Source organism: Arachidicoccus sp. (assembly GCF_050436765.1).
Lineage (GTDB): Bacteria > Bacteroidota > Bacteroidia > Chitinophagales > Chitinophagaceae > Arachidicoccus.
This window is the reverse complement of record NZ_JBNQGD010000302.1, coordinates 7778-28227: the sequence shown is the minus strand read 5'-3', so window position 1 is coordinate 28227 and position 20450 is coordinate 7778. Positions and strand designations below refer to the sequence as shown.

The following is a 20450-nucleotide window of genomic DNA, read 5'->3' as shown; positions in this document are numbered from 1 at the left end:
TTTTAGTAGTAATGAAGTTTGAACCTATAACCATTAAAGATATTGCCAAAGCGCTCAATCTTTCTAAATCTACCGTATCCAGAGCGTTACGGGATAGTTATGAAATTAGCGTAGAGACAAAAAAAATTGTTGTAGAATATGCCAAGTCTGTTAATTATAGACCGAACCCCATTGCCCTAAATTTAAAAGAGAGAAGAAGCCACACTATTGGTATTGTCGTGTCGGAGATCGCCAACAGTTTTTTTTCCCAGATTATCAATGGAATAGAATCCATAGCAAAAGAAAATGATTACAATGTAATTATTACCCAAACGCTGGAATCCTATGAAAGAGAAGTCGAAGTAATACATAATCTGGCGCAGTCTGTCGATGGGTTACTTATTTCGCTTTCCTCAGAAACAAAAGATACCGCCCATATTCGACTATTACATGAAAGAGGGATGCCCATTGTATTTTTTGACAGGATTGTGGAATCGATAGAAGCACACAAAGTAATTTCGGACGACTATAAAGGCGCCTATGATGCGACCGCACATTTATTGGAAAATGGCTATAAGAAAATAGCTTTTATAGGCAACACACCCAATCTTTCGATCATCAAGCACAGAAAGGAAGGCTACCTCGCCGCATTGCAAAAAGCGGATGTAAAACCCAAAGAGTCCTATATCAAATATTGTGAACACGGCGGCATGTATTATGAAGAAGTCGAGCAAATAATTAATCAATTATTTAAACTCAAAGATAGACCTGATGCCATTCTTTCTTGTTCAGACAAAATCACGACCAGCTGTTTTAGATATTTCAATGCGAAAAATATAAACCTCCCTGAGGATATTGCCTTAATCGGTTTTTCTAATCTGGATCTGACCGGCTTTATGAGACCGTCGCTGTCCATCATTAAACAACAAGCTTTTGAAATAGGCTCGAAGGCTGCCCAACTGCTTATTAAGCAAATTGAAAGTAAGCGACCTGTTTATGAATACAGCAAAATTGTACTTGAGCCCGAACTATTTATTAGAGATTCTACGCAAAAAAGAAAAAACGCCCAATAATCAATTATGGACGTTTAGCTTTTTATGTTGAGCGGGGCGCTAAATCACAACATGACATTTTTCAAAATAGAAGCTCCTCCTCCACCCCAATCCTTCATCGCATCTTTTATTTTAAGGTACAATTCTTTGTTGGACACTACTTTACCTTTTACCGGTGGTACAATTTCCTCATCACTAGCCGCTGTTCCCACGGCAATCTTTGTAGCAAACCAGGTAATATGATCATAAGGCAAAGCAACACCAAGAATCATCCCCGGTAATCCATTGAAGGACTCCGGACCGCCGGATATTGTAATTTGATCTGTATAAAATGCTACTACATAGATAGAATCCATAATCAACGCATTGGCACGACGACAATGAAATCCGGCTATTTCGCGGGTCTCATCTGTTATTTTCCATTGAATTTTTCGTGTACTGTCTTTTACCAAAAAAACGTCTTCAAAGACCTTTTTTCGGGAAACAGCTTGTTGATTCTCCAAATCAGAATAGATCGTATTTTTGGGCGAATAAGAATAAAAAGAGCGATTATTATCCGACTGATCCACTGGTTGATACAGAGTTTTCTGCCCGTCAAATGTCAAACTAAAGTCGGTTGTGGCAAATTGCGGATTCGTTTTTTTATAAGCGTCAAAATATTGCGACATCCAAGGATCATCTGGGTACAGCTTCATCTCTTCCTGAATGAGCGCATACATATTTACCTTTTTCTCAAACTGAATTTTCCCATGGCTCAGAAAAATGGCGTGCTGCGAGAATGCCTGTGAAGAGATTACCGCTATAAATAAAAATAGAAATGTTTTTAATAAATTTTTCATTATTCAATATGCATTAGGTTAATCAAATTATTTTTTATCGCCGGGTCCCATTTCTGAAAAGTTCCAAACCAACGATAACATAAAATATCGACGAATGGTCGTGTAATAACTTTGGCTGATCGTATTGTTATTAGCGCTGCGGCTGAAACCAGTGTTTTGATCAAGAATATCATTTACAGATGCTTTCAACAACAAATTCTCTTTCTTAAAGAATTTTTTACCAATCCAGGCATTCCAGATAAATTGGCTACGTGCGGCAAATGACTGGGTTGCCTGCTGCTCATTGTAATTACCATCCGTATGCAACTGGAATTTAGCCGGTAAAAATATATCAATATTCGGCTGCACCGAATAGCTCCAAGCGTTGTTATTAATTTGATGCTGAAGTGTCGTATTATTTGTATTGTATCCCACATTTCCATTCAGGCTGATGTCATACTTCTTCTCTTTGTATTTCGAAAGCCTTACATTGACACCATAATTATTTGACTTAGTCACGTTCATTATGCCATTGGTAAAGTTCACGTATTTGTTGCCACTTAAGCTCGGACCAAAACCATATTGCAAATCCCAAGGTTTAATTTTAGCATTATATCCTGTGCTTAAATAATAATTAGAGGTCGCCGTTTTCAAATTGAAATAGCTATAGGTATTTACGCCGGATTTATCGGTGGAAACATTTGCTACTATTGGATTTGAAGTAAACGAATAAGAAGCAAAGGCATAGATGGATTTCTGACTTAATATTTTATAGCTGTTAAAATTAAAGTTCAAACTATTACTAAATGAAGGTCTCAAATTAGGATTACCAACATAAATATTCAATGGATCATTATTAACCAAAACCGGTTGTAGCTGAGAAATACTGGGCTGTCGGGTATATCCATAATAATAAAGACTTAAACTTTCCTGATCTTTTATTTTGAATCGCAAATTGGCATTAGGATTCCAATTGATAAAATTTCGACTTACTGTTTGACTAGGTGTTGTAAACAAATTACTTTGTTTGTAATTCACGCTGCTGATATTTGTACCGATATTGAAATTTATCTTCTTTTTATTATTAAAATTAAATTGTAATCCGCCGCCATTAGAAGTCTGATCATATAGGTAATGATTGCTGTAAATACTATCTATTTCGCTGTACATACTATCAGCACCTTTGTTATAAGAACGTAGGTTAGAATTTGAATTGTTCTTGTCAAACCTATAACTCAATAACAGGTTCAGGTTTTTATTCAATGGTTCTGTATAGGTAATATTTGAGGAAAAATTATTTGAATGGCTATCATTCATTTTAAGCTGATTGACGCGCGCCGTATCATCCACCACATTGTTGTTATAAAAATTTGTTTCAGAATTCAAATAACCGGAGCTATTACTATTGGTGGTATATTCATTCAAATTCCAGCTAAGTGTTCTCCCTTTCTTTTTAAACTTTTTCTGCCACAAAATATTGCCGGAAAAATTCTTATTGTCTCCTGTATTTGTCGTGGCACGTATGCCGCTATTTACGAGTGTGTCTAATGTACGATTAGAATTGTTCGTATAAAAATTATCCGAGCTGGTATGTGCTAAACTTCCACCTAATACCACTTTTAAAGAAGAAGAGGAATCTATTTGAATTTGATAAGAACCATCAGCTTTTTGCCTGAAAAGATGATTACTGAAGTTACTCGCCGAATTGGTATATAAAACACCATTATTCAAATTGTTTTGTGTCGTACTACTAGTGTTGCCCAGAACAGACATTCCCCCAATTTTATAATTGAGATTTACGGATTGCTTATCGTTATCCCATTTATTATCAAAATGTACACCGCCGGATTTTACATCAGGAATACCTCGTCCGCTATAATTACCACTCCATCCACCGGAAAGTGGGTCATTGCCATTACTGCTTATTGATATCGAAATATCGCCGCCATCTCCAACGCTCATGGTCGAATTACTGCTTCCGGCATATTTCATTTCATCTTCAAAACCAAGCCCGATTGTACCGGTATTGCCAAAGGTTCCATAAGCGGCAAATTTCTTTTTGGCTTTGAAATAATTAAACATGCCTTGTCCCTGATAATATTTATCCGTACCCAAACCACCAGATGCTTTTCCAAAATACCCCGTCTTCTTATTGGCTTTCAGGGTAACATTAATCGTCTTTTCCTTATTGCCATCATCAACTCCTGTAAATGCGGCCTGATCACTGGACTTATCGTATAGCTGCACCTTATCAATCATATCAGCACGCAGGTTCCTAGTAACCAAGGTAGGGTCATCACCAAAAAATTCTTCCCCATCTACCAATACGTGTTTTACTGTTTGCCCTTGCGCTGTAATCTTACCATCTTTATCTACTTGTATGCCCGGTAGTTGCTTCAATAAGTCTTCCACACTGGCATTGGGTTGTACTTTAAAGCTATCGGCTTTAAATTCAGTGGTATCGCCTTTTATACGGATGGCTGCTATCTTTTGCGTTACAATTACATCTTGTAGCAAATGAGCGGCCTGTATCATGTTTATTTTGCCAACCGGCACATTCTTATTTTTCCCGTCTATGGACATCTTTTCTACAAAGTCAGCATACTCAGGATAAGAAATCATTAGAATATATTTTCCGGTATCCACATCATGAATAGCGAAACTGCCATCAGACTGTACACGAGCGAATTTGTATAAAAACGAATCTTTCGCTTGCAATAAACAGACGCTAGCATGCGTCAGGTTTTCTTGAGTGGTCGTATCCACAACGGAACCTTTGATAGTTGCCCTTTGCGCCATTACGAAATTAGCAGAAATGCACAAGATAAATAAAGCGAAAATGGATTTCTTCATAGAGAGATTCGTTAAAAAATTTCTTTAACTAATTATATAGTCGAAATAAAATCTTTTTAGTTAAAAAGAAAAGTTAAAATATATAACTATATGAATATTATTTATGAACGGCAAAAAAACAAACTGCTCCATGCAGCAAGATTGATAAACTAGGCAAAGAAAATAATCATCCGTTTTTTATAAAAAGCGCAGTAAACCCAAAAAGTCTTTAGCTTGTGGATGCCTTCGCAGACACATCCCTTGTTACATGAACGGATTCTTTAAAGATGGAGAAAAAAGTAAAAGAATATGAACCAGAGAGGCAAACTGAGTCCTAACAGCACAATGCCCTAAAGTCAATCGCCGTCTTAGTTAAACTTTCCCTATCCAAATTTTATTTTGTGGGTTAAAGACTAAATTTGACACAGGCTAGTATTAACGCATCACAGCGAAAACATATTTCTGCATTTTAGCGTAAAAATATTTCTTGCATATTCAGGGCGTTAATGTTGAAACATCTCCACCGTATTACGCGTATGTTTATTCTTGAAAATAAGAGGGAATACAATTGCCAGTACTAAGGCGTATAACGCAAACATTATCCAAATACCTTTCCAGTCTTTTACACCACCAATTGTAAAATACTTATCAATCAATACACCGCTTACAAAACTCCCCATCAGGGCACCAAAACCATTGACCATCATCATAAATAAACCCTGCGCACTTCCTCTGATTTTCTCGTCAGTTTGGGTTTCAATAAACAAGGAGCCTGAAATATTAAAAAAGTCAAAAGCCATTCCATAAATAATACATGAAAGTATAATCATCCAAAGCCCATCCGTCGGATTGCCAAAACCAAATAATCCGAAACGCAGAACCCAAGCCACCATACTGATGATCATTACATATTTTATTCCAAATCTTTTTAGGAAAAAAGGTATCGCCAATATAAATAGGGTTTCAGAGATCTGTGAAATAGACATTATAATTTCAGAATATTTGACTGCGAAACTATTTTTATAGGCAGCAATATTGGCAAAATCACTAATATAGGTATCTCCATAAGCATTGGTCAGCTGTAAGGCAGCACCCAGTAACATAGAGAAAATAAAAAACACGGCAAATCTTTTATTTTTAAATAACCTAAACGCATTTAAACCCAATGCATCAACAAAGCTTTTGCCCTTTTCACCTTTGCCCAATGGAGGGCAATTCGGCAAAGAGAAGGCATAGATACCCAGCACCAGCGAGATAATAGCCGCAATATAAAATTGATTAGCTGAAGCGCCATTGTGTGTCAGGTTTACCACCCATAATGCAGCAATAAATCCGATAGTTCCCCAGATACGGATAGGCGGATATTCTTTCACTACATCCATATTTTCTTTTTTTAAGGCATTGTATGCTACAGTTATTGAAAGTGAAATGGTTGGCATGTAAAATACCATATTCAGCAACATTACCCAGAAAAATAAAACGGGGTCCCCTACGTGAGGAATATACAATAGTACCCCCGCGGCCAACAAATGGAGCACGCCATACATCTTTTGAGCAGGTACCAGCCTATCCACAACAATACCCATTAGAGCCGGCATAAAAACAGAAGCAATACCCATTGTGGAAAAAATGGCGCCAAACTGTGTGGCTGACCAATGCATATTTTCAAACCAATAACGGCCTATTGAAATAAGCCAGGCTCCCCAAATAAAATATTGCATAAAGTTCATTATGATCAGTCTCAGTTTAATGCCCATCGTGGTATTTTTAGTTATTATTGCTTCTTTAAATACGGTAAAGAAAAAGCTAAGGCAATTTAAACCAAATACTTTTAGCAACTATCTTTTAGGAGATATTTTATTAACGAACCGAAAAACCAAGAATCTTTATTTTCTTTGTAGTCTGCTAAGCAGCGTTCGGTAATAAGCCGTTATATCTTCCGATATGTCAAAGTAAATAATGGCAGGGGCAAACAGGAGGATGAAGATTAGACCCCGCAAGCCGCCATCTACCAGTAGATTCTTAATAGATGGCAATGAAAAAGCCGCAACAATAGCGATGGCCGCAAATAGAATAGTCAGGAGCGTCTTAGAAGTGAATGGCTGCATTTTGAGTAACCTCCATAAATAGAAACACCTCATCAGGTTATAAAAAATTAGCGCAATAGCACTGCCGTAAGCGGCACCCATTAGGCCATATCTTTTTATTAGAAAAAAGTCCAGAATTATATTAACAACAATAAAAACGGCACTCGTATAAAAATCAAATCTCCAGTACCTGGATAGGCTTAAGATTTGTGCGTTCATACCCATTCCTAAATCAACCAATTTGGCAATTCCTGCTATCAGAAAAATCTCTTTTGCCAATGCATAACCCGGGCCCAAAAATCGCACAACATTATCCATATTTGGATAAATGATACCAAATAGCCCCAGTCCGATAATCAATAAATTCAGAGAAGTCTTATGATAAAGCTCTTCTATTTTTTTCCTATCATTATTTTTCCATGCTTCAGCAATTAAAGTCGTGGTGATCCCTAACATACTTCGCTGGGGAACTTCCATTACGGTAACTAAATAATTGGGAATAATATATATCGCGAGATTAGCGAGGCCATTAGAAGACAAACCGGCAATTAAAATTCCATCAATGGTTTTGGGCAAGATTCCTATAAGCATCCCGGAAAAATGAAAGCTTACAAATGTCAATATTTTTTTGTATAGCTTTTTTGTAGCATAGCTGATGCGGCTACAAATACCAATTCCTCCATTTGTAAATACCACATAAGCCAGTACAATCACCGCCGGGATATATGACAAAGAATATAAATTAAAGAAAGTATCAATGGAAATAACCTTAAAAATATAAAGGGAGATCAATACACTTGTCGTCACCCGAAAGAACAATTCTTTTACAAGGTTAGAAATGATCGTCTTTTTAATAATCCAGCAAAACCCCTCCAGCATCATGATACAGGTGTAAGAAACAGTAAAGGGAATAACCAGTTTGTAATGGAGGATAAAAAGAGGCGAATTGTGTCCAAATTTTCTTGCAAGAAATCCTTCAAAGATCAGGGAACCGGCAATGAATAAAACAGAGCCCAAAAGACTCGCCATTAGAGAGAGGAAAGGTAAATCATTTTTATCCACCCCTAAATAAGATCTATAAAAAGGATTAAACTTATACAGACCATTTAAACTCCCTAAGGTAGATAAGGCAGAAAAAAATATAGCAAAATCCACCATCAAACGTGTCAAACCAAATTCTTCTTTTGAGAAGAAATGTGGGAACAGCCACAAAATATTGATAGCCCCTATCGCAAAACCAATATAAGTATAGATTAAAGAATAGGCGCTTTGCTTGCGGACAATACCCATTAATAATGATAAGTTATGAATGAAGAATTATAAACGATTACTCCTGAACGATGAATTGTTTAAATGGTAAATATTGAACATTCATTGATTGACTAATTATCAAATCCCTTTAATTGCCATATTCACATAAAAACTTGATGCGCATAATTTTCAATTGTTCCCAATTATAATCACCATCTGACAGTTCCTCACGAGCAACATCTAATGAAGACGTTTCACAACCACGAAAATAATCAATTATTTCATCTTGTTCATCATCGTCGAGCATATCATCAATCGCATAGTTTAAATTGAGTTTGGTTCCACTTGCTACAATCGTTTCCATCTCCTCAAGCAAGGCATCCAACCGTAGATCCTTATTTTTAGCGATAGTCTCCAGTGGTATTTTTTTATCTACATTCTGAATGATGTAGATCTTATTGCTACTTTTATTTACCACACTCTTCATCACAAAATCGTCAGGTTTTACGACGTCGTTTTCTTCCACATATTTTGCAATCACGTCCACAAAAGGCTTCCCATATTTAATGGCCTTGCCCTTACTTACGCCCTGACATTTATCTAATTCCGCAACAGTCGTTGGGTATAGGGTTGCCATATCATTCAAAGAAGATTCCAGAAATATTACAAACGGAGGCAAGTTCTTTTTCTTCGCTTCTTTTTGTCTAATTTCCTTCAACATCTCAAATAAAACAACATCAGTTGCTCCACCCGCATTATTCGCTCCATCCGCTTCTTCATCGTCTGCTACTGCATCTTCAAATAGATTATTCAGTACAATTTTAAAAGAAGTAGGTTTTTTCAAAAACTTCTCTCCCGCGGTTGTAAATTTGAGCAATCCGTACTCTTCGATATCTTTTCTAATCAGATTCTCTAGCAACATTTGCCTTATAAGGCTGTTCCAGAAATGGCTATCTTTCTCTTTGCCAATACCGAAGACGGGCAATTTTTCATGTCGGTACATGGTAACTGTTGGCGTGAGTTTACCAATTAAAATATTAATCGCATACTCTAAATTAAATCGTTCATCTAAAGCTTTGATCACTTTTAAAACCTTTACCACTTCTGTCTTTGCCTCAATCTTTTCCTTTGGATGAAGACAGTTGTCACAGCTTCCACAGTTTTCCTCGTGCCATTCCTCGCCAAAATAATGCATCAAAACTTTCCTACGACATACAGAAGCCTCTACAAAAGAAAGCGTTTCGTTAATTAACTGGGCCCCTACTTCTCGCTCACTCAAAGGTTTATCGCGCATTAAGTGCTCTAACTTAGAAACATCTTTGTGCGAATAATATAAAATACACTTCCCTTCCAACCCGTCACGACCGGCGCGCCCTGTTTCTTGATAATAATTTTCGATAGATTTAGGCACATTATAATGAATAACAAAACGGATATCAGGTTTGTCTATGCCCATTCCAAAGGCAATCGTCGCCACTATTACCTGTACATCTTCATTTAAAAACTGATCTTGCCTAAAAGCCCGCAGTTTTGCGTCCAGTCCCGCATGGTAAGCGACCGCTTTAATGTTGTTGGCCATTAAAATGTCAGCCAACTCTTCAGTAGTCTTTCTATTTAAAGTATAAATGATACCACTCTTTCCTTTGTTCTGCGAAATAAACTTTACAATGCTTTTAATCGTTTGATCAATTTTTACTTTCGGCTGAATTTCATAGTAAAGATTTTTTCTGTTGAAAGAGGATATAAAGATATTGGGATCACGTAACCCAAGGTTTTTTACGATATCACTTTGAACTTTTGGGGTTGCCGTTGCCGTTAAAGCAACTACCGGGATGTCAATATTTATTTCATCCATCATCTCCCTTAAGCGACGGTATTCCGGGCGAAAATCGTGCCCCCATTCAGAAATACAATGGGCTTCATCCACTGCAAAAAAGGAAAGTTTTATTGATTTAAAAAAGTCTATATTTTCTTGCTTGGTCAAAGTTTCCGGAGCTACATATAGTAGCTTCGTTTTCCCCGATAACAAATCATCTCGTACGACTTTTATCTGCCCTTTATTTAATGAAGAATTTAAGAAGTGGGCGATATTATCATTTTCACTATAACCTCTTACTAAATCGACCTGATTTTTCATTAAGGCAATAAGCGGACTTACGACAATAGCACATCCTTCCAAAATCATCGCAGGCAATTGGTAACACAAACTCTTGCCACCACCGGTGGGCATGATCACAAATGTATCTTTGCCATTTAAAAGGCTGTGAATAGCATCCTCCTGGCGCCCTTTAAATTTATCGAAGCCAAACATCGCTTGCAAGTTGGAAGTAATATCATGTTTGTGATTCTGTTTCATTGTGGAAGTCGGCTTCAAGGTCTTCCCGGATGCTATTTTAGTGCTTTTTGCCATCGTTTTGAGTCAAGGTTGGAAATTTAGATTGTAATCTACGAAAAATAATTTGTATTTGTAAAACAATACTTTTTAGTTCCTCAGTTATTACTTTTTCTGATTTCAACATATTTTAAGGGCGACGAAGTTAAGTTATAACAAGGGATTTTTAAAAAGGAAAAAATATTTTAACACACACGAATGTTCGTATCTATATACAAAAAAATAAAGCTTTCCTACAGTTTCTGCGCAATAACCTTTTCATCAAAAGGAAAATGTACAACCAAATACTTAACTTTGATTTTCCCTTATGAATAAATCTGTTTTAGAAATAGCCGCCTCTACTATTATTGCCGAGCAATCAGCTATCGGGCAACTTGTAAATAAATTGGACGCAGAGTTTGAAAAGGCTGTGGACAAAATACATCATTCATTGGGCCGTATTGTATTTAGCGGTATTGGCAAAAGCGCAATTGTTGCTCAAAAAATAACAGCGACCTTTAATTCTACAGGCACACCGGCAATATTTATGCACGCAGCAGATGCCATCCACGGCGATTTAGGAATGGTGCTCGCAGACGACATTGTTGTTATTTTAAGTAAGAGCGGAGAAAGTCCTGAGATAAAAGCCCTGGTACCCTTGGTAAAAAGTATGGGCAATTGCCTGATATCTATTGTAGGTAATGTCGATTCCTATCTAGCTAAACAATCGGAAATCATTATTAATTCTTATGTGGAAAAGGAAGCCTGTCCACATAACCTTGCCCCCACCTCTTCTACTACCGCCCAGATGGTAATGGGCGACGCATTAGCTGTATGCCTGATAGAATTAAAAAGGTTCTCTTCGGGCGATTTTGCCAAACTCCATCCCGGCGGAAGTTTAGGTAAACGTTTTTATTTAACGGCGGAAGATTTGTATAAACAAAATGCGACTCCCAATGTATTGCCTAAGAGCGATTTAAAAACAGTGATCTTTGAAATTTCTAAAGGCCGAATGGGCGCTACAGCCGTTACTAGTGAAAACAATAAACTTAAGGGAATTATTACCGATGGCGATGTACGTCGCTTGTTGGAAAAGTCAGATCAACTTTCTGGCATCATTGCACAAGACATTCTCTCGCCAAATCCTAAAACTATTTCTCCGCAGACACTTGCCATTGAAGCGCTAGAGCTGATTAAGAATCACGATCTTAGCCAGTTGATTGTAATTGACGATGAAGAGCACTTTCTTGGATTCATTCACTTACATGATTTAATAAGAGAAGGCATTATATAATCCCTTAAAGTATTTTCATTTAACAGCGCATAGATTTACGCATTGTTTTTCGCAATCGTTTGTCTTAAAATTGGCATATCCGGCTCCGGTATTTTGAATTAAATTTAAGTATGTTAGCATCCGATTACTTCATTCTTAATTTAAACCGATGTCAACATCATCCGCCTCTTCGCAAAAAAGTTATTTAATACCAACCATTATTATTGGCGTATTATTTTTTGTATTTGGATTTATCACTTGGATAAATAGTACGTTAATACCTTACTTACAGACAGCTTGCGAACTGACAGCTGCACAGGCTATCTTAGTTACTTTTGCCTCCTATATCGCCTATGTTGTAATGGCTATCCCATCGTCTTGGGTTTTAAAATTTACCGGCTTTAAGAACGGGATGATTCTGGGGCTGGCTATAATGGCCATTGGAGCTTTAGTATTTATTCCTGCATCTCATTCCAGAACATTTGGCGTTTTCCTTACGGGTCTATTTGTGATGGGTATTGGGATGGCTTTATTGCAGACAGCGGTAAATCCCTACATCACGATTCTCGGACCGATTGACAGCGCAGCAAAACGTATAAGCGTAATGGGTATTTGTAACAAAGGCGCAGGTGCCATAGCACCATTGATAATGGGTGCTGTCTTATTAAATGGTCTGGAGGCTTACGCACCGGAAAAATTACGATCATTAACTGTTACTGCAAAAAATCAATTATTAGATCAATTAGCAGGAAAAATCATCACCCCTTATATTATTATCGCTGTAGCATTTATTTTACTGGCAATTGCTATTTATTTTTCTTCTTTACCTGATATTAAAAATGAAGAACAGACCAATCCCGATCACGTAAGTAAAGACCGGAAAAGTATTTTTAAATACCCTTATTTGTGGTTAGGCGTGCTTACCATATTTTTATATGTAGGTGTGGAAGTAATGGCCGGCGATACCATTCAACTATACGGTTACAAAGGCTTGCATATTCCTATAGAAATCGTAAAACATTATACAACATTTACCATGTTGGGAATGTTAGCGGGCTATTTATTGGGCATTGTATTAATTCCGAAATACATATCTCAGGCTAAAGCCCTGAAATTCGCAGCGATATTAGGTATTATACTTTCTTTTGGCGTTATTTACGCCCCAGGCAGCTATTCCATTTTATGCTTGGCATTGCTGGGTTTCGCCAATGCACCTATGTGGCCTGCTATCTGGCCTTTGACAATTGATGGGTTGGGTAAATATCTAAAATTAGGCTCCGCCTTCTTAATTATGGGTATCGGTGGAGGCGCCATATTACCGTGGGTTTGGGCTAAACTGGGTGAGACCTCCATTGGCTTTCAAAATGCTTTTTGGCTTTTGGTACCTTGTTATGCATTCATTCTTTTCTTTGCTACCATTGGCAATAAAGTAGGAAAAACTACCGGCAAAACGATAAATGGTACTGGCAAAGCAACTACACGATAAAGTACTGGTACATTAAAAATGTAGTTGTACCTCTTTAGATTATAAAAAAATCCGCTTAGTGCGGATTTTTTTATAATGTGGGAGCCTTGAAATATCTCCCTGCCATTAATTCCTATATGCATAGCATTTCACTAATGCTTAAAGTGTCGCTGTCCGGTAATTACCATCGCCAACTTATGCTCAACACAATAGGCTATACTATCTTTATCGCGAATAGAACCGCCCGGTTGAATAAATGCCTCAATCCCCTCGTTATGTGCCAATTTTACACAATCATCAAATGGAAAGAAGGCGTCGGAAGCAAGTACGGCTCCCTTCAATTCGAAGCTAAACTGGCCGGCTTTCTCAATAGCGTGACGCAAAGCGTCCACACGACTGGTCTGTCCGCAGCCTTTCCCAATCAATTGTTTATCCTTAATTAATGCAATAGCATTGCTTTTTAAGTGCTTACAAACAAGATTAGCAAATGTCAGATCACCACGTTCAGCCTGAGTGGTTTCACGGCCACCTACTTCTTTCCACTGTTCAAAGTTACCTTTATCTATTTCTTGAACTAGCGTACCATTTAATACAGATTTGAAAGAAGTTGTAGCAAGAGGCGCATTCTCTTTAATTTGCAAAATAATACGGTTTTTCTTCAATTTCAGAATGGCCAACGCATCTTCGTCAAAAGAGGGCGCAATCAATACCTCAAAGAATAGCTCGCTAATAGCCTCAGCAGTCGCTTCATCAACGGTTTTATTGGTGATAATAACGCCACCAAAAGCACTTTCTGGATCACCGGCTAAAGCTGCGTCCCAAGCCTCTTTTAGTGTCTTTCTGATGGCAATGCCACAAACATTGGTATGCTTAAATATGGCAAACATCGCCTCCTGCTCTTCTGTGAATTCTGTCGCCAATTGAACAGCACCGTCTATATCTACAATATTATTATAAGAAAGTTCCTTACCATTGACTTGGGTAAATACCTCCGTCAAATCCCCAAAGAAACTACCTTGTTGATGTGGATTCTCTCCATATCGCATCGTTTTTTTGTTTTTCAACGGTTGCAAAATAGTACCATTGAAATAATTATTGATCGCAATATCATAATTCATCGCAACTTCAAAAGCTTTAGCAGCGAAGGTTTTTCGTTGCTCAAAACTAGTCTCACCATTTTGAGATTCTAATAACTCCACTAATCTTGCGTAGTCTTCTCTATCAGCGATAACTACCAGATCTTTACAATTTTTCCCTGCAGCACGGATCATAGACGGCCCACCAATATCAATTTTTTCAATGATTAGTTTTTCTTCTTTGGTTTGTTTTAGGGTTTCTTCAAAAGGATATAAATCTACAATTACCAAGTCTATTTCAGGAATATTAAAATCTTTCATCTCCTGCATATCCTGCGCATTATCTCTTCTACCCAAAATTCCGCCAAACACCGAAGGATGAAGTGTTTTAACACGGCCTCCTAAAATAGAAGGATAAGAGGTTAAACTTTCAACGGGCACACATTTAATACCCAAATCCTCAATAAATTTTTGTGTACCACCGGTAGAATAAATGGTTACCTTTTGCTCATTTAATGTTTTCACTAATGGCTCAAGCCCATCTTTGTAAAAAACAGAGATTAACGCCGATTGAATTTTCTTTTGCATAAATATTTATTTGCGGCAGCATTTTGGAGAATTCATCTAAAGATTCATTTCAAATGTGCCTTCTTCTGAAACTGAATGAAAATGCAAATGTAAGCTCTCGCATTGTCTTTTCCATCTTTCAATTTTCCACAATTAGCTTTCAATGTCAAAAACCTATAATGCAGCGGCTAAACGTTCTTACAAATGGGAAAAATCTATTAGAGCTTTGCTAGGGGCAAATCAATACCGCCTGCTGGATTGCCGGATATGCTGTCTTTTATTTTTTTGTAAACATGGACCTCTTGCCGATCGGTGGGTGCCAGGATTTGTTATAAAAAAATCGCCTCCAATTGGAGGCGATCATATAATTTCTAATCGTATCAAGATTATACTCTAAAATGCGAAAATGCTTTATTTGCATCAGCCATACGGTGTGTATCTTCTTTCTTTTTGAAAGCAGCACCTTCACCTTTGCTTGCAGAAATAATTTCATTTGCTAATTTATCAGCCATTGTCTTACCATTTCTTTCTCTGCTATAACGTACCAGCCATTTAATGCTTAAAGAAGTTTTACGATCAGCACGAACCTCAATTGGAATTTGGAAAGTAGATCCACCAATTCTACGGCTACGTACTTCTACAGAAGGGGTAACGTTTGCTAATGCTCTTTTCCAAATTTCGTAACCATCTTCACCAGTTATTTTAGATACTTTATCTACTGCATCATAAAATATAGTGATAGCGGTACTCTTTTTACCACTCCACATTAAGTTATTTACAAAACGGGTAACCAGCGTATCGTTGAAACGTGCGTCCGGTGCTAATGGTATTTTTTTAGCTTGTGATTTTCTCATTTTTTTATCTGCGAATTAAATCAATTATTTTTTTGCTTTTTCTTTCTTTGCGCCATATTTAGAGCGACTTTGTTTACGGCCTTTTACACCGGCAGTATCCAAGCTACCACGCACAATGTGATAACGTACACCTGGCAAATCTTTCACACGACCTCCGCGAATCAACACGATAGAGTGTTCTTGCAAGTTATGTCCTTCACCTGGAATATAAGCGATAACCTCAATTTTGTTAGTCAAACGAACTTTCGCAACTTTACGCAAAGCCGAATTCGGTTTTTTGGGAGTTGTAGTATATACACGGGTACATACGCCACGACGTTGCGGGCAAGCGTCTAACGCCCTTGATTTACTTTTTGCCTTGATTGTCTCGCGGCCTTTTCTTACTAATTGTTGTATTGTAGGCATTCTAAATACTTAATGTTTTTTTACGGACTGCAAAGGTAAGTATATTATTCACATTTTTCAAAATTTTGCTAAATAATTATTTGGCAGGTAATATCCACACCTGTGGACAGATAAATTTCCAAATATAATTCAGCTGCTTGAAAAGGTAAAAAAACCACTTTATCGGTCAATAAAGTGGCTTTGTAAACACAGTTCAGGCTATACTTTCTCAATCCAGCCATGTTTATCTTCCGTCTGACCAAGGCGAATAGCGGTTAATCGTTGGTTCAATTCCCTGGATACTTGATTATTTTCCGGATTAAAGGCAAGATGCTCACCTTTATAGGCCAATTCTTTAATTAACGAAATAGTAGCTGCCGTTCCTGTACCAAAGGCTTCTATCAGCTCTCCCTTTTTGTAGGCTTCAATCAGCTCATCAATACTGATTCTTCTTTCCTCTACATTCAGCCCCATTTCTCTCAATACCACGATGGAACTTTTACGCGTAACGCCATCTAAAATGGTCCCTTCGTCCAAGGACGGAGTAACAACGGCATTTTTAAATACGAAAAATACATTCATAGTCCCCACTTCTTGTAACCATTTGTGTTCAAATGCGTCTGTCCATAATACCTGATCATATCCATTTAAACGCGCATCTTCGGCTGGCTTCAGGCTTCCCCCATAGTTCCCTGCATTTTTTGCCTGCCCCACTCCACCCGGAGCAGCACGTGTATATGTTTCTTCAACGGCAATGCGCATCGGCTTACCGTAATATGGACCTGTTGGGCTAAGAATAATCATAAACTTATAGGTAGCTGAAGGACGTACACCTATAAAGGTATCAGTAGCAAACATAAAAGGCCTAATATATAAGGAATGGTTTTCCATCGTGGGAATCCAATCCTTATCAAGAGAAATTAGTTGCTTCATTCCATCCATGAAAATCTCTTTAGGAACTTCAGGCATCTGCATGCGCACTGCAGATTGATTAAATCTTTCAAAATTATCCAATGGCCTGAAAATTACAGCCTCCTCATTTGCGTTCCTATAGGCTTTTATACCTTCAAAAATCGATTGCCCATAATGTATTGCCGCTAAAGATGGTTCAAAAGTCAAAGGTTGATAAGGCTTGATTTCTACGTTCTGCCATTTGCCATCGACGTAGTCGGCAACCAACATATGATCCGTAAAAACTTTACCAAAAGGAATATTTTTTAATTCAACTCCGGATAAACGGCTACCTGCCGCCTTGTTTAGCTTAATAGTGAAATCCCCACTCATAAATTCTGATTTTAAAATGTATATTTGACCAATAGTTTATAACAATTTTTTTGATGGATACACAATTACCCGACTTCATTATAGCCCAACTTTATAAAGATAATTTGGTTGTTATGCTGCCAGATAAAACACTTGCACCTGCCTCAAAACCGTTGCTCAAAGATAAAGAAATTAATACATCTAAAAATACATTTTCAAATCAGGGAAAAAAATGGTGGTTTGGCAATAATGCGAAAAATATCACCATTGTTGTAGAAGACGCTACAAATGTATTTATCGAGGATAACACATTAGCATTTTTAAGTACTATTTTATCTGCCTGTAAATTCAGCCTTGAAGACGTAGCGATTGTCAATATCGCCAAAACGGCGACTGATTTCGAGGAAATAAAAAATATATTAGGCAGTAAATATGTATTATTCTTAGGTACTACACCTCAGCAAGTTTCTCTGGCAATTCAGCCAAATCTATACCAGGATATTCTATACCAAGGTTGCCATCTTGTGTTTTCGTCCCAACTCGAAACAATGATGAAACAAGGAGCTGAGGCTAAAGCGGAAAAAGGTAAGCTTTGGATTTGCTTAAAGAAATGTTTTAATATTTAACAAGAATTAATAGTGTTATGCAACTCATTTTCGCAACGAATAACCCCAATAAAGTAAAGGAAATAAAAAAGATCCTCCCTTCCCATATTGAAGTAACATCTCTCCGGGAAGCGGGAATTGAAATTGAGATACCAGAGCCTCATGATAGCTTAAAAGAAAATGCATCAGAGAAATCCCGCACAATTTTCAACCTTACACACCAGAACTGCTTTAGTGAAGATACAGGTTTGATAGTCGATGCACTTCATGGCGAGCCAGGTGTAAAAAGTGCCCGGTATGCAGGTGAACCTGCCAATGATGAAAAAAATATAGAAAAATTATTACACAATCTGAAAGGCAACGACAACCGTAATGCCTATTTTAAAACGATTATTTCATTAATTTGGGACGAGAAGGAATATTGGTTTGAAGGCATTTGCAAAGGCAAAATAACTCAAGAAAAAACAGGCTATTTGGGTTTTGGTTATGATCCCGTTTTTATCCCCGATGGAAGCTCATTGACTTTTGCGCAAATGAATACGGAAGAAAAAAATTTATTTAGTCACCGAAAAAAAGCGATGGCCCAATTATTGAAATTTATGGAAGATGTTCCCGTGAAATAAATGTGGAAAGAAAATATAGCAAAAAAGGAAAGCATTTTTGGCTTTCCTTTTTTAGTCTTTTATTGAATTTCTTTTATTGAAATGAATTGTGCAAAGCATCAAATTTCTTGAATCCTGTTTCAGCTTTATCATAAGCTGCTGTATCCTGACCTCTTGCCTTATCCATTTTCCAGCTATACAGATTTGCAATAATATCTACTGCACGATTTAATGATATCGTTTCAGATTTCTCTCTATTTGTTTTAGCAGATAAAATTTCATAAGCCTTCGTCAACCAGATGATAGAACTATCTGCAAGCGGCATTTCTGCTTTTTCAATTACAGCCCTTTTTGCTTTAAGAGCAGCACCTTCTCCTCTATTTTTATAAAATTCATCATCCAACTTACTATATTCCGCATAATATAAAACCCCGGAATTGAATGCGTAAATACCATTTGGATTTTTTGCAAATGCTTTTTGATAAGCATCTATTGCAAGAGCGTTTGCCTCTTTAGCCTTAGCACTATCTTTGATTTCTCTTTGTGCTTTGGCCAATGTTTCACCAAGTTCTATGTATTGAACCTCGGTCAATGTTCCCGCGGCGTCTTTAGTCTTATAATTCTGCATAACCTGATCAAAATCGCCACCAGCAAGCATCTGTTTTGTTTCTAATTGTGACCAAAGGGGCAATTGAGTCGGATAATATTTCTTAGCTAGAGCAATATATTTAGTCGCATTCGCGTGGTCTTTTTTAGCCTGATAATATTCTATCATAAACTGATACATAGCGGCCATATCGGGGATAGCAATATTTCTGTCAGCGAGCATTGTATAAATTTCCATGGCAGAATCGGCCATGGCGGGCTTTGCAAAACTGGCACTTGAATCAATATATCCGGAAGCATTCTGCGCCGCAAATCCAACATATAAAACAGTAAAAGTATCTATTGCATTTCTATCCGGGTTTTGGCTAAACCCATTTTGAGTAATAAAATTAGCCCAATGAGCAGCTGTTTTAAATTCGTGGTAAGCTGTATCCCATTGGCTCTTCCCAAATGCGTCTTTACCCTCATTAAATGCATTTGAGTAAACCGCGGAAATAGCATTAATGCCTAAATCCTGTCTCATTAGCTTATTAAAGGCAGCGGTATCCGAAGTGGTTGATTGAAGCTGGTTCAATGTGTTACTGGCAACTTGAATAGCATCAGGGTATTTACTTCTTAAGGTACTATCATTGTATATATCTGCATAAATAGTAGCTTTATAAGTCAATGCTTCTTTATTATCCTGATTTTTAGGATCAGCTAAAACACCATCAATCATGGTTTTAGCATCTTCATATTTTTTTTGGGCCAAAATCAATTCCAACTTGGCTTTATCAAATTTTTCAGATTTAACTTTTTCCGTTTTAGAATCCTCATCCTTATTTTTATCTCGACGGTTATGCCGCTGTGCAAAAGAAGCCGCAACAATGCTCACCATAAGCAAGGAAAGAACAATCTTTTTCATTTCTATTTGTTTTTGTTGTTTATTATTTTTGTTAATTAAACTTCCTCTTCTTTAACATCTTCTTCAGAAGTATGGTTGTCTGTTGAATCATCTGGAACCTGACTGTCCTGAGCATCCTGCTGCGCTATAACTTCACTAGTTTCCTCCTCTTCCTGTTCTTCAATTTTAGATATTGCCGCTATTTCATCACCATCATCCAAACGGATTAAAATTACCCCCTGCGTATTGCGCCCAGATTCTTTAATGTTTGCAATACCTGTCCGAAGAGTAATACCGGATTTACAAGTAATAATTAAATCATGTTTTTCAGTAACATCCATTATACCAACAAGCTTGCCAGTTTTTTCCGTGACGTTAATTGTTTTTACCCCCTTGCCTCCACGATTGGTAATTCTATATATATCTTCGCCGTCTTCATCTGTAAGTCTGGTGCGTTTGCCATAACCTTTTTCACTCACCAC

General features: G+C 37.3%; 16 protein-coding genes. 5 read left to right on the top strand and 11 right to left on the bottom strand.

All coding sequences use genetic code 11. From position 1 onward, the window contains the following. Positions 1–11: 11 nt before the first annotated feature. Entirely contained in the window at positions 12–1052 is a 1041-nt protein-coding gene (locus ACQR30_RS13115; protein ID WP_429735827.1) for a LacI family DNA-binding transcriptional regulator, read from the top strand. Between the two features lie 44 nt (positions 1053–1096). On the opposite strand, the gene ACQR30_RS13110 is transcribed toward ACQR30_RS13115, so the two are convergent. From ACQR30_RS13110 to recQ, 5 genes are all read right to left on the bottom strand, one after another. Continuing rightward, a complete protein-coding gene (locus tag ACQR30_RS13110) occupies positions 1097–1870 on the bottom strand; it encodes a GLPGLI family protein (protein WP_429735825.1) in 774 nt (257 codons plus the stop codon). A 27-nt stretch (positions 1871–1897) separates the two neighbouring features. After that, on the bottom strand, positions 1898–4702 hold the full coding sequence (locus tag ACQR30_RS13105; RefSeq protein WP_429735823.1) for an outer membrane beta-barrel protein: 2805 nt from the start codon (positions 4700–4702) through the stop codon (positions 1898–1900). 482 nt (positions 4703–5184) lie between these two features. Beyond that, a complete protein-coding gene (locus ACQR30_RS13100; RefSeq protein WP_429735821.1) occupies positions 5185–6438 on the bottom strand; it encodes a nucleoside permease in 1254 nt (417 codons plus the stop codon). 129 nt (positions 6439–6567) lie between these two features. Continuing rightward, complete coding sequence (locus tag ACQR30_RS13095) at positions 6568–8058, bottom strand: polysaccharide biosynthesis C-terminal domain-containing protein (protein WP_429735819.1); 1491 nt, start codon at positions 8056–8058, stop codon at positions 6568–6570. A gap of 109 nt (positions 8059–8167) precedes the next feature. Beyond that, a complete protein-coding gene (recQ, locus tag ACQR30_RS13090) occupies positions 8168–10429 on the bottom strand; it encodes a DNA helicase RecQ (protein WP_429735817.1) in 2262 nt (753 codons plus the stop codon). 289 nt (positions 10430–10718) lie between these two features. Between recQ and ACQR30_RS13085 the strand changes: the two genes are divergently transcribed. Together ACQR30_RS13085 and ACQR30_RS13080 are read left to right on the top strand one after the other, a co-directional pair. Further along, positions 10719–11684 (top strand): KpsF/GutQ family sugar-phosphate isomerase, encoded by a 966-nt coding sequence (locus ACQR30_RS13085; RefSeq protein ID WP_429735815.1) that lies wholly within the window; start codon positions 10719–10721, stop codon positions 11682–11684. A gap of 148 nt (positions 11685–11832) precedes the next feature. Further along, positions 11833–13149 carry a sugar MFS transporter gene (locus tag ACQR30_RS13080; RefSeq protein ID WP_429735813.1) on the top strand — a complete coding sequence of 439 codons (1317 nt, stop codon included), beginning with the start codon at positions 11833–11835 and terminating at the stop codon, positions 13147–13149. 131 nt (positions 13150–13280) lie between these two features. On the opposite strand, the gene purH is transcribed toward ACQR30_RS13080, so the two are convergent. From purH to ACQR30_RS13060, 4 genes are all read right to left on the bottom strand, one after another. After that, a complete protein-coding gene (gene purH, locus ACQR30_RS13075) occupies positions 13281–14792 on the bottom strand; it encodes a bifunctional phosphoribosylaminoimidazolecarboxamide formyltransferase/IMP cyclohydrolase (protein ID WP_429735811.1) in 1512 nt (503 codons plus the stop codon). A 365-nt stretch (positions 14793–15157) separates the two neighbouring features. Then, positions 15158–15625 (bottom strand): 30S ribosomal protein S7, encoded by a 468-nt coding sequence (rpsG, locus tag ACQR30_RS13070; protein ID WP_429735809.1) that lies wholly within the window; start codon positions 15623–15625, stop codon positions 15158–15160. A gap of 24 nt (positions 15626–15649) precedes the next feature. After that, positions 15650–16030, bottom strand: a complete 381-nt coding sequence (rpsL, locus tag ACQR30_RS13065; RefSeq protein WP_119987732.1) for a 30S ribosomal protein S12 — start codon at positions 16028–16030, stop codon at positions 15650–15652. A 198-nt stretch (positions 16031–16228) separates the two neighbouring features. Continuing rightward, on the bottom strand, positions 16229–17293 hold the full coding sequence (locus tag ACQR30_RS13060) for a branched-chain amino acid aminotransferase (protein WP_429735806.1): 1065 nt from the start codon (positions 17291–17293) through the stop codon (positions 16229–16231). A gap of 53 nt (positions 17294–17346) precedes the next feature. Between ACQR30_RS13060 and ACQR30_RS13055 the strand changes: the two genes are divergently transcribed. Together ACQR30_RS13055 and rdgB are read left to right on the top strand one after the other, a co-directional pair. Further along, positions 17347–17898, top strand: coding sequence for a hypothetical protein (locus ACQR30_RS13055; protein ID WP_429735804.1), 552 nt, complete (start codon positions 17347–17349; stop codon positions 17896–17898). 17 nt (positions 17899–17915) lie between these two features. After that, positions 17916–18500 (top strand): RdgB/HAM1 family non-canonical purine NTP pyrophosphatase, encoded by a 585-nt coding sequence (rdgB, locus tag ACQR30_RS13050; RefSeq protein WP_429735802.1) that lies wholly within the window; start codon positions 17916–17918, stop codon positions 18498–18500. Between the two features lie 73 nt (positions 18501–18573). Here rdgB and ACQR30_RS13045 read toward each other — a convergent pair whose 3' ends face one another. Then, positions 18574–19989, bottom strand: coding sequence for a hypothetical protein (locus tag ACQR30_RS13045; protein ID WP_429735800.1), 1416 nt, complete (start codon positions 19987–19989; stop codon positions 18574–18576). Positions 19990–20024: 35 nt separating this feature from the next. Next, on the bottom strand, positions 20025–20450 hold a 426-nt coding region (locus ACQR30_RS13040), incomplete at its 5' end, for a DNA gyrase C-terminal beta-propeller domain-containing protein (protein WP_429735798.1).